The 11,423-nt window shown below is 41.1% G+C and carries 7 protein-coding genes; 3 read left to right on the top strand and 4 right to left on the bottom strand.

Translation table 11 applies throughout. From position 1 onward, the window contains the following. A partial coding sequence (locus HVN35_10485) for a cation-transporting P-type ATPase (protein ID NYB52969.1) occupies positions 1 to 2,657 on the bottom strand: 2,657 nt, incomplete at its 3' end. A gap of 75 nt (positions 2,658 to 2,732) precedes the next feature. Continuing rightward, positions 2,733 to 4,442, bottom strand: coding sequence for a serine hydrolase (locus HVN35_10480; GenBank protein NYB52968.1), 1,710 nt, complete (start codon positions 4,440 to 4,442; stop codon positions 2,733 to 2,735). 373 nt (positions 4,443 to 4,815) lie between these two features. Between HVN35_10480 and HVN35_10475 the strand changes: the two genes are divergently transcribed. Both HVN35_10475 and HVN35_10470 read left to right on the top strand, forming a co-directional pair. Continuing rightward, a complete protein-coding gene (locus tag HVN35_10475) occupies positions 4,816 to 5,379 on the top strand; it encodes a LemA family protein (GenBank protein NYB52967.1) in 564 nt (187 codons plus the stop codon). Positions 5,380 to 5,398: 19 nt separating this feature from the next. After that, a complete protein-coding gene (locus HVN35_10470) occupies positions 5,399 to 7,240 on the top strand; it encodes a DUF2207 domain-containing protein (protein ID NYB52966.1) in 1,842 nt (613 codons plus the stop codon). A 53-nt stretch (positions 7,241 to 7,293) separates the two neighbouring features. Here the strand turns inward: HVN35_10470 and HVN35_10465 are convergent, their stop codons facing one another. Together HVN35_10465 and HVN35_10460 are read right to left on the bottom strand one after the other, a co-directional pair. After that, positions 7,294 to 8,481 carry a redox-regulated ATPase YchF gene (locus HVN35_10465; GenBank protein NYB52965.1) on the bottom strand — a complete coding sequence of 396 codons (1,188 nt, stop codon included), beginning with the start codon at positions 8,479 to 8,481 and terminating at the stop codon, positions 7,294 to 7,296. Between the two features lie 141 nt (positions 8,482 to 8,622). Beyond that, positions 8,623 to 10,431 (bottom strand): glycosyltransferase family 2 protein, encoded by a 1,809-nt coding sequence (locus tag HVN35_10460; protein ID NYB52964.1) that lies wholly within the window; start codon positions 10,429 to 10,431, stop codon positions 8,623 to 8,625. A gap of 249 nt (positions 10,432 to 10,680) precedes the next feature. Here HVN35_10460 and cbiE point away from each other — a divergent pair, with 249 nt between their 5' ends. Further along, the gene (gene cbiE, locus HVN35_10455; protein ID NYB52963.1) at positions 10,681 to 11,304 is read left to right on the top strand and encodes a precorrin-6y C5,15-methyltransferase (decarboxylating) subunit CbiE; all 624 of its coding nucleotides are present in this window, start codon (positions 10,681 to 10,683) and stop codon (positions 11,302 to 11,304) included. Positions 11,305 to 11,423: the final 119 nt, after the last annotated feature.

The following is an 11,423-nucleotide window of genomic DNA, read 5'->3' as shown; positions in this document are numbered from 1 at the left end:
TATTCATTTAATCCTAGGGCGGTGGTTCCGAAAATCCCCTGCAAAGGTGGAAGATATATAATGGCCAGGAGGATGATGATGGAAAATGCTATTCCTCTTAATATCCACTTATTTTTAAACAATCCCACTTTAAATACTGAGGTGCGGCTGGTCTGGCATCCCAGTAGGTTTCCCATCTGGGCTAGGACTATTCCGGCGAAGACCATGCTGGTGGCCTTCAGGTAAACTGGATCAGTGAATGAGAGCTCCTGGCCTAAGGTCCAGCCACTGGTAAACAGTATCCAGAAGAATCCGGACATTACCAGGGCAGCTTCAATTATTCCCAGGTAAATATAGCCCCTGAATATAACTCCAAAATTCAAAAGACGTTCCCTGCGATCTCTGGGGGGCCGGTCCATCACATCAGACTCAGAAGGACCCACTCCCAGTGCCAGGGCAGGTACAGTATCTGTTCCCAGGTCAATGGCCAGGATCTGCATCACTGTGATGGGTAAGGGTATCCGGAACAGGACCATCATAACAAAGGGCACGATCTCCGCAGTTTCATGGGAGAAAATGTAGGTGATGAACTTACGAATATTTTCATAAATTGTACGGCCCTCTTTAATAGCTTCCACAATTGTGGCAAAGTTATCATCTGTGAGGATCATATCAGCGGCTTCTTTAGCAACATCAGTACCAGTAATGCCCATAGCCACGCCAATATCTGCCTTTCTAAGGGCAGGGGCATCGTTCACCCCATCTCCAGTCATGGCCACAATTTCATCCATACTCTCCAGTATACCAGCAACACGCATCTTATGCTCAGGTACGGCACGGGCAAATATAACATTTTCACCTGAAACTAGGATATTTTTAACCTCTTCATCAGTCATCTGGTTAAGTTCTTTCCCTTTGATGATTCTGCAGGGGTCATCACTAACTATGCCCACTTCCCGGGCAATTGCATGGGCTGTGAGGCCATAATCTCCGGTGATCATTATAATACGGATCCCGGCCCGGTGGCAATCCTCCACTGCCGGTTTAACCTCAGGGCGAGGAGGATCCTGCATGGCCACCATTCCCAGAAAGGTTAGTTCCTGCTCCACGGCATCTGCACTGTAGTTATCATAGTCAGCAGGGAGGTCACGGTAAGCCATGGCCAGAATACGCAAACCTGAAGCAGCCAGTTCATCATGTTTAGCTATTATTCTTTCCTTAGCCTCATCAGGGAAGTTTTTAACTTCTCCGTCGATGGATATGGTGTTGGATAATCCAATGATCTTTTTAGGGGCTCCTTTAACATAGGCTACCTGTTTATCATTATCCTGATGTATGCTGCTCATTGATTTTCTCTGGGAATCGAATGGCAATTCTTTGATTCGAGGTTTCTTCCTCAATTGCTGCTCCCAGTCAAATCCAATCTTTTTTGCTGCAACCAAAAGTGCTGCTTCTGTAGGGTCTCCAATGATCCTCCATTTATCTCCTTCCTTTGTTGGTTCTATGAGTTGGGAGTCATTGCAGAAAGTGGCTGAGCGCATCAGTAGTTTCAGTTCCCTGATTTCTCTATGGTCAATAGGGTTTCCTTTATGTAAAAATTCCCCTTCTGGTGAGTAACCTGCTCCGGTTACATCAATTATTTCACAGGGTAACCAAACCTTGCGCACTGTCATCTCATTCTTGGTCAGAGTCCCGGTCTTGTCAGTGCAGATAATATTGGTGGACCCCAGAGTCTCTACACTGGACAAACGTTTTATAAGGGCATTTTTACTGGCCATCTTCTGCACAGATGCAGCCAACGCCAGGGTTACAGTGGGTAGGAGTCCTTCTGGTACATTGGCCACAGTGAGGCCAATGGCGAATATGAAAGCCAACTGCAGGGGAAGTTGAACCACCCACAGGTTCACCATGAAAAGGACCAGACCCAGAAGCACCGCGATTACTGCTATGATACGGGTCACCCTGGAAAGTTCCTTTTGCAGTGGGCTGGCTTCCTCACTGATTTCCTGGGTTAAACTGGCAATCTGGTTGAACTCTGTATCCCGTCCAGTGGCAAATATCACTGCTTTACCAGAACCCGCAGCCACACTGGTGCCTGCAAAAACAATATTAGGTGTCCCTATGAGGCTATCCCCAGTAGATTCCTTGGCATGAGCTACTTTACGAACTGGTTTGGATTCACCAGTCAGGGTTGAACTGTCCACCTTCATTCCACTGGCTTCCACCAGACGAGCATCTGCAGAGATATTATCCCCCTCTTCTAGGATGAGAACATCACCAGGCACCAGTTCAGCAGATAAAATGATCCTTTCCTCTCCATCGCGGATGGTTTTAGCCTGGGAGGGTAGTATTTTCTTAAGGGCGGCCAGTGCCTTCTCTGCCTTGTACTCCTGCCAGAAACTGAAAATCGCATTAATTATGATAACTGCAATTATTGCAAAACCTAGCTGGGGTGTTCCACTTAAAAAGGCCAGAATGCTGGCTGCCCATAGAAGCAGGGCTAGGAGTTGATAGAGGTTGGCAAAAAATTTTAGAATAACTGGTTTTTTCTTAACTTCCTCAATCTGGTTAGGCCCATATTTTTCTAGTCGTATTTTGGCTTGTTCAGTGGTCAAACCTTTTTCTGAAGAGTCTAATTGGTCATAAACCAGTTCGGGTGGAAGTTCGTTAATGTTCATTTTTACACTTGAAACTTACCTCTCACTGTTTTCAAATTAATTAAATGTGCAATGATTTTTATTTAAGATGAATCTTTAAACTCTTATGAATGTACCATTTTCTCCAAATAGTGCCCATCTTTGGATGAAAACCTGTTGTGGTTGACCAGATGTGAAATCACTGAATGTTACTTCAGTTTCATAGTCACTTTCATTGAATGTGTTGGAACTGTAGTGGTTTAGGGTTATGGGGTTTGGATTTTTCCCAGGAAACAATAACAGGCTGCTGTCATTTTTCTTTTCAACTTTTATATTTCCCCAGTAATCTGAATAATAGTTCCCTGCATAGTTGTCAATAGGGTAAGGGAGGGGGTCAAAGGTTAAAATAACTGGTAATTTATTGTTTTCAAGCAGGGATTGAATATCATCCTCTTGAGGGGGAACATAATCAGAAACTGTGGCACTGGCTGGAAGAACACCTTTTTTATATAGTGAATACAGGGCGTTAAACAGTAATTCACCATAATAATTCCCGCTGGTTCCTTCATTGGTAATAACGATCATTCCCAGATTCTCTGAATTAAGAACGTAAGTGTTGCTGTTGAAAGTTCGGGTGGAACCAGTGTGTTCAACCGCGTTATAGCTACCAGTGTAAACTAACCAGCCCAAACCATAACTTAAATTGAATTGGGGATACTCTTTAATTAGAATGTGTGGTTGGTGGGTTTCTGCCAGGGATTGACTGGATACTATTTGCTGGCCATTGAACTTACCCATATTAAGTTGGAAACGCAGCCAGTTAGCAAGCTCTTTTATGGAGGCACTGATAGTTCCAGCCGGACCCATGGGATCCAGATTAATGGGATCCACATAGTGGGTCTGTCCATTTATTATCCGGTGGCCGCTGGCATGGTTGGGACTGTTGAGGTATCCTTGGAGGTTGGTGGTACTGGTGAACATCTCCAGAGGCAGGAATATTTCCTGTTTCATCACATCATCCCAGCTCATCCCTGTCGCATCCCCTGATGCGTAACCAGCCAGAGCTAATAAAATATTCTGGTAGGCATATTTGGTTCTAAATTCACTTTCAGGTTTTAGAAAACGCAGCCGGTAAAGGGTTTCATCAAAATCATACCAGAAATCAAGAACATGAAAAGTACCTGCGTGTTGTGGTAATCCACTACGGTGGGAGAGCAGGTCTCTTATGGTGATTTCATCTGCCACTTGTGGATCGTAAAGATCAAAATAGGAGTGATCAGGATAGTATCCTCTTGCAGTGTCATCCCAAGTCATAATTCCCTTATCCACCAGGGAAGCTATGGCTGTGGCAGTGAAGGCTTTGGTGCAGGAGCCGATCTGGAATAGGGTGTCTATGTCGATAGGATCCGGTTCACCTATCTTTTTCACTCCCAAGGGCTTCATGTAAATGATCTGATCATTATACACAATTACCACAGCAGCTCCGGGAATGCCACTGGTTCGGAAGGTTTCTTCAAAGTAAGAGTTAAAGAGGCGGACCAATTTAGTTATTTTATCCTCATCTGATGGGTTGACTGGTTGATCTTCCTGACTTTGAGGCTGGTAAAAGCTTTTAAGAGCAGCAATAAGCAATTGTGGCTGGTAGGGATGTGGGGAAGATGAAATATCCTGATTATCTGATATTAAGGTGTTTGAATTATCTAAAGGGTTTAGGGGTGGATGTAATAGATTTAAAGGTATTAAAGCCACAGTCACAAATGAAACTATGGCTAATCCCAGTATAATCCATGCAACTATGGTTTTCACTTCAATCCATCCTACTGGCATTAAATATGATTATTATCTTAGTTTTTCATAAATGGTGAATATAATTATTTCTTCTTTTTATAAAGTTTTAATTCCTGATTATTAATTGTCCCTGAAAATATTTAAATCCGATTAAATGTACCATTTGCATCGTAATAGGTCCATCTTGTACCAGTTACTTTATGAGCTAATTCATTAACTAAGCACAGATTTTAACCAGGGTATAACTTAGATTCTTGATATTTATGAGTTTTTATGGATGGAAAGGGCTATTAATTGAATTAGTGAAATATGCATTCAAAGAATGAAGATTATTTGCTGATTCTCAGGGGTTAGAATAATATATTAAAGAGGATTGCAAAGGAAAAAATAAGCATAAATAGATATAATTAATGTGGTGGGAAAAATGTGGTTGGAATTAATCATCTTGCTTATACTGATTTTAGTAGTGGGAGGTTTCATATACCTCTACAACAGCCTGGTTCAATCCAGAAACAGGGTTAAGAATGCATGGTCGCAGATTGATGTTCAATTGAACCGGAGGGCCGACCTGATCCCAAATTTGGTGGAAACAGTAAAGGGGTATGCAAAACACGAGAAAACAGTTTTTGAAAAGGTTACTGAAGCAAGAGCCGGGCTTATGAATGCTAAAACTGTCCGGGAAACTGCAGAGGCTAATAACATCTTAACCGACACTTTAAAAAGCCTTTTTGCCGTGGCAGAGAACTACCCTGATTTGAAAGCTAATCAAAACTTTCTAGAATTACAGGGTCAGTTAGAGGAGACAGAAAACAAAATAGCCTATTCCAGACAGTTCTATAATGATACGGTGTTAATGTACAACAACAAATGTCAGATGGTTCCCAGTAACATCATTGCATCCATATTCAAATTTCAGGAAGCAGAATACTTTGAAATGGAAGAATCAAAAAGGGAAGTCCCTAAAGTTGAGTTTTAGAAATTTTCAGGGGTAAAACATGGATAAAAATGGATTAATTACTGCCAAAAGGTATCTTTTCATTTTAGCAGTCTTATTATCATTTCTAATACTTTCCAGCGCAGGAACTGCCTTTGCTGCTGACAGGAGTTATTCAATTCCTTCCATCAACATGGATCTGTTCCTGCAGAGTGATGGCAGTATTCATGTTAAAGAAACCATACATTACTCATTTACAGGGACCTATAATGGAATATACAGGGATATACCCTTAAAAAGTGGCCAAATACTTCAGAATGTGAAGGTTTCCACACCGGGGGCGTATTCAATTCAAGAAGTAATAGATCATGGTAGTAATCAAAGAATAAATGTATATCTGTATTCTGATGCTGCCAAAACCACTCCCATCTCCAATCAGGAGGTGGATGTTACCCTGGAATATGATCTTCTCTATGTTTCGCGGTTCTACAATGACATAACAGAGTTACAGTACAAGCTGGTGGGTCAAGAATGGGACGTGCCAATTGGCCAGGTAAATGCCAATGTCCATGTACCATCAAGTGAGGGAGTTAAATACTGGCTGAATCCACCTTATTATGCTAAAAGTTCTCTGTGGCAGGGAAATACACTACAAATAGTAGGTGAAAACATCCCTTCCGGCCAGTTTTTTGAACTGCGAATGGTCATTCCCAGAAGCCAATTTGCAGCCAACCCCACTGGTGGATTAATCTTAAACCAGGATGCTTTAAGTGAGATAGAAAGAAAACAAAACGATTATCAGAACACATTGAACTTTTACTCTGCTCTTTATTATATATTGGGAACTTTATTGCTTTTAGCAGTTCTTATTCCTTTTATCATATACTTCCTCTATGGAAGAGAGCCCAAAATAGATTACAGAGCAGAATATGAACGTGATATTCCAACTGATGATCCTCCTGCCTTGGTGAATGCTATCTGCGGACCTGGATTTTCTAAGAAAATCGGTGAACCAGACATGGATGGGTTTAAAGCAACCATAATGGATCTAATCCACAGAAAATACATCTTAATAGATAAAAAACCATCCACTAAGGAGGGTCACGGCTTGAGCAACTCCACATATCTTAAAATAAACCGAAAAAAAGACCAAAAATCCCTCCAAAAATTCGAAATGAACGTCATAAGGTTCTTAGGGCGCTATGAAGAACAGGGTGTCATATCCCTGGAGAGGATTTCATCTGATTTATCTAACAAAGAAAGTGCTAAATCTTTCAAAAACACCTATGATGCATGGAAAGACCATTTAAAACGTCAATTTCTCACTGATGATCAGATGGAGAAATTTTTCAACAAAAAAGGTGACAATTACTTGAAGATCTTTGGGGGAGCAGGCATAGTTGTGGCCTTATTGGTTTTATTTTATGGAACCAGTAGTCCTCTACCTGCAGCACGTTTTACTCAAATAGCTGCGATAGTACTGGGAGTATCATCTGTGATCTCCCTCATCCTACCCCAAAAAATTGGGGGGCAATGGACTACTTATGGCGAAGAGTACAATGCTAAATGGCATAATTTTAAAAAATACATCAAAGATTTCAGCCTAATTAAAGAATACCCTCCAGAATCAGTGACAATCTGGAACAAATTTCTGGTCTACGCAACAGCCCTGGGTGCTGCTGATGCAGTTAAAAAAGCAATGGAACTACACTTACCACAAGAACAACTGAAAACCAGTGACACCTATTTATTCCACTATTACGGGGGTTACGCACTCCTATCTTCCACACTTGATAATGGTATCAGTACAGCATCAGGAGGATATGATGGATCCGGTGATGATTTCGGTGGGGTAGGTGACATAGGTGGAGGAGATATGGGTGGGGGTGGAGGGGCTTTTTAGAAAGAATAAAAACATCTATTTTTTTTTTATTTCTGAAAAGAATATAACGTTCTCTAACGACAGATAATACTAATCACATCCCCATCCTCAAGTTCATGGTCACTGGCCACTCTTCGACAGCTTCGGGCATCCACCGCGTGCATGAAACCCTCACCAATATCGGTATGGATGATAAAGGCCATATCCCTTGGTTTGGATCCCTTAGGGATTAGTAATGCATCAGGGAGCACGTTACCCTTCTGATCAGATAGCTTGTGCTCATCTTCCACTGGGAAAACCACAATCATATCCAGCAGACTGAAAATGGCTTGGTTCAGTGCTTCCTGCACTCCGGTACTACCATATTTCTGCAGCACATTTTCCCGTATGTATTCCAGGGCTTTCACCTGTGGGGGGCTTAATTTATCTTTCTCCAGGATTTCAAAATCAGATTCCCCTGAAGTGTATTTGATCAACCCGGCCTTGGCAGCTCTACTTAATGCCAGTTCAGATTCAGCCGATGCTGGCACTACATTATCATATTTCTCCTGAAGTCTCTGGATGTTCTTCTCTGCATGGGGAAGATCTGCCTTATTAGCCACAATTAGCATGGGCTTGGCAATTTTAAGTAGATGATCCAGAAGAAGGATGAGATCTTCATCTTCCCAGTCCTTATATTCTTTGTTAACAGCTTTTTTAGCTTCAATAACATCCTCTACCGTGATTCCCGCACCGCTGAGCTGTTCTGCTATTACCCGGGCAATGTCCAGTTTCTCAGAAAGTGCCTTGCGCACCAGCTTGTTCCAGTTTTTATGGAGAATTCCAAAAAGCCACATGGTTATTTCATGCTCCAAAAACTCCACATCTTCCAGGGGATCATGAGTTCCGGGTTCACAGGGCCTTCCCTCATCATCAGTGGACCCTGAGGCATCAATCACATGAATAAATGCCCTGGCCTGGCGCAGATCATCCAGGAACTTGTTACCCAGCCCGCGTCCCTCATGTGCTCCGGGAACCAGCCCTGCAACATCTAAAAGTTCCACAGGGATCAACCTTTTCCCATTAACGCACTGAGAGTTTCTAGGGTTGCATTCCACCTCTAATTCCTGGCAGGGGCAGGGTTTAACCACATGGGCAACAGCTTTATTAACATCAATGGTGGTAAAGGGGTAACCAGCCACTTCTGCCTCTGATAGGGTGGCTGCATTGAAAAATGACGACTTTCCCACATTAGGTTTCCCGGTAACAGCAATTTGGAGCATATTTATCACTTTTTCCTAATATAATTCAAATGAATCAAATTATTTAACATCTAATTATTTAACAAATATTTTTATAAAGAATAATAAATGAGCTAAATAAACTAGAATAGCTCGTTAGTTACATTTTATGGTATTTTTAGGTTACTTGGATTGGTTACTGGGGCGTATTGCGATTTTTTCAGATTTATGGATTGAACCAGTATGGGGCAAAGGAGGTTTTTTACCATTCATTATCACTTTTTCAGTGATGTTAAGTTTGTCTCCAGGCCTTTTACCTAATAAAAGTTCAGTTTGGGCTTGGATATAGGGTATAAATCCAAATGTTAGCATATTAATAGTCACAGCTCCGGTTTCAAGGAAGTCCCACACATTTCGCTTCCAATCCCAGCCATCCGGAACTGGCATTATTTTCCTGCGAAGAATAACAATAGGAACGTTTAGGAAGAAGGCTCCCAGTAGCACCCACCCGATTATGGAGGGGATCTTGTAATTGATAGGGTTGTCTGAGAATCCCATGTTGAATATGTTCAAAAGGGGAATTCCAAAGGTTATGAGATACACTGCAGTGGTGAAAAGAAGTTGATTGTCCAGAAGAGTCCAGATCACATTTAAACGTTTGCTAAATTTAATCTCCCGGTTGTAGCAAAGTCCGGCTATAGTAATGGGGAAGGTGATTATCCCCCATCCCCAGCGGTGTTGTTGTCTGTAGAGCGAGTGATGGGTGTTCACATAAGTCTCATTTTCCACGGCATCATTGTAGGTGGGTATGTACACTTCTTCCCCTGAAAAATCACCATGGAAACGAACCAAAGCATTCCAGTAAAATGCTGTGTCGTCGTTTTCAATATCAGGGCACCAGTAATTCACATCTTTAACCGTTTTAAGGCTGACTGCATAGGAAGACCAGGTGTCCCTTGATTTTTTGGTAACAGTCCAGCTGTGAAGAACAACCAGAGTTAAAGATTCTGAGAAAACCCTTACCAAAGCAGGAACTCTCCATAGATTGTTGTTAAAGGTGTGCACTGCACTGCAGTAAAAGTGATGGAAACGGTTTTCAGAGCTTAAGAATTTGTAGGTTATGGCTGAAATGTATTTTCTATGGGGTATCTGGTCACAGTCAAAGGTGAATAAAAGGTAATCCTTGATGTCTTCCCCTCTGTCCTCCACTTTTTTAACGAAGTGACGCGTAGCCCAATTAATATTGGGTCCTTTAACTCCCTTAACTTCTCCTTTGATGTCAGCAGGGTGAATGTAATAGACTATCTCCCTAAATCGGTGCCCATATTTTTCTTTGATGTATTCAAAATTTTCAATACACTTTTGTGCATATTTTTCTTCTATAGCCACTACCAGGGATATTTTCTTGGTGTCCACATCAGAATTAGCCCAACCTGCTACAGATGGTTCAATGGTTTCCAAGCCTTCCCTGTATATAGGGTAGATTAGGACGTATTTCAGTGCCTCGTATTCTCGGGGGTATTCTTCTTGTACTTTACCAATCCAATCAACTTTCAAATCTCTTTCAGTTCTTTTAACACCTAGATAAAGGCCGTAAACAAAACGAAAAGCTCGGTAAATCCAGTAGAATGCAAGTATTGTTATGTAAAGTACCAGAATTTCTGAAAAATTAAACATTGCTGCCAGGAGTGGGGTGAAAATAAATGCCCAGGTGAAAGCTCCAGGAACCATTTCAAAAATTCTTCTTACAAGGGGTGTGGTTTCAATTGGAAATCCTTTACACCTGTCTGATGGTTTCACCATTTTCAGGACTACTTTCTCTTTAACCATAATCTCGTCCAGAATCTGGCTGGCTCGCTCTTTCAATTCTTCATTAATGGGATTAGAATAAATTTCTGGTAATTGAGGAGGTAAAACTTCATTTTTCATGTCATCAAACTGACTAATTTCATTTTTAGTTTGATTCAGACGGTTTTCTGATTCTTTCTCCAAATCATTATCCTCCCACAAAAGCAATTCGGTTAATAAATACATTAATATAATCTATAGATTTTTATGGTCTAAATATGTTTGAGAGCATGTATGGGGTTAGTTAATGTATAATGTATCATAAATTTATTTTCCATCGTATATTTGTATAAGTACCCTAAAAAGTTTTTAGTACCCTAAAATTCACTAATAATTTTGTTAAATGGAATATTATTCAAAATATATTTGATTTCGTGTAAGAGGGATAATAAAATGTCTAAACTTTATTTAGTAGGAATTGGTCCGGGTTCAGCTGAATACCTGACCAAAACAGCCTTAAATGTTTCAGAATCTGCAGATGTTCTGGTGGGAAGTCAAAGGGCACTTGATCTATTCCCTGAATTTCATGGTGAAACTCTGGTGCTCAGGGCGCGGAACATGGATGAAATGATGAAAAAATCGGTTTCACTGGTGGATGAAGGTAAAAATGTGGCTATTCTCTCCACTGGAGACCCTGGATTTTCTGGAGTCTTAAAACCAATCCTAAAACTTAGAGATGATCTGGATATGGAAGTGATTCCCGGGATCAGCTCCCTGCAGCTGGCAGCAGCCAGGCTTCAAATACCCTGGGATGAGGCCAACCTGCTAACTCTCCATGGGAAGGGGAATTCAGATATAATATTAAGCCTGTTGGATAATAAAAAGCCAACCATTGTTTTACCAGACTTTCGAGTGGAGAAACTGGCCCAGTTCCTCCTGGAAAAAGGGGTTAATCCAGAAAGGAAAGTTTCAATCTGTGAAAGACTCAGCTATCCAGATGAGAGGATTTTTAAAGGTAATCTAAGGGAAGCTGCAGATACTAAGTTCAGTTACCTGTGTGTAATGGTCATTTATTAGTTTATAATGCCATCACAAAACATTACATAATAAATACATTACATAACATCACATTAATAATGTATAGTCTTCAATAGGCACATTTTTCCAGATTCAAATTGATTTTCATTTCGAAGATG

The sequence above is a fragment of the Methanobacteriaceae archaeon genome (genome assembly GCA_013403005.1).
Taxonomy (GTDB): Archaea; Methanobacteriota; Methanobacteria; order Methanobacteriales; family Methanobacteriaceae; genus Methanobacterium.
The sequence above is the reverse complement of the archived record's forward strand: the minus strand, read 5'-3'. Positions and strand labels throughout refer to the sequence as shown.

Coding starts and splice junctions, on each gene's coding strand:
- HVN35_10465 (NYB52965.1), bottom strand. CDS start 8,481: ATGCTCCAAATTGCTGTTACCGGGAAACCTAATGTGGGAAAGTCGTCA.
- HVN35_10470 (NYB52966.1), top strand. CDS start 5,399: ATGGATAAAAATGGATTAATTACTGCCAAAAGGTATCTTTTCATTTTA.
- HVN35_10480 (NYB52968.1), bottom strand. CDS start 4,442: ATGCCAGTAGGATGGATTGAAGTGAAAACCATAGTTGCATGGATTATA.
- cbiE (NYB52963.1), top strand. CDS start 10,681: ATGTCTAAACTTTATTTAGTAGGAATTGGTCCGGGTTCAGCTGAATAC.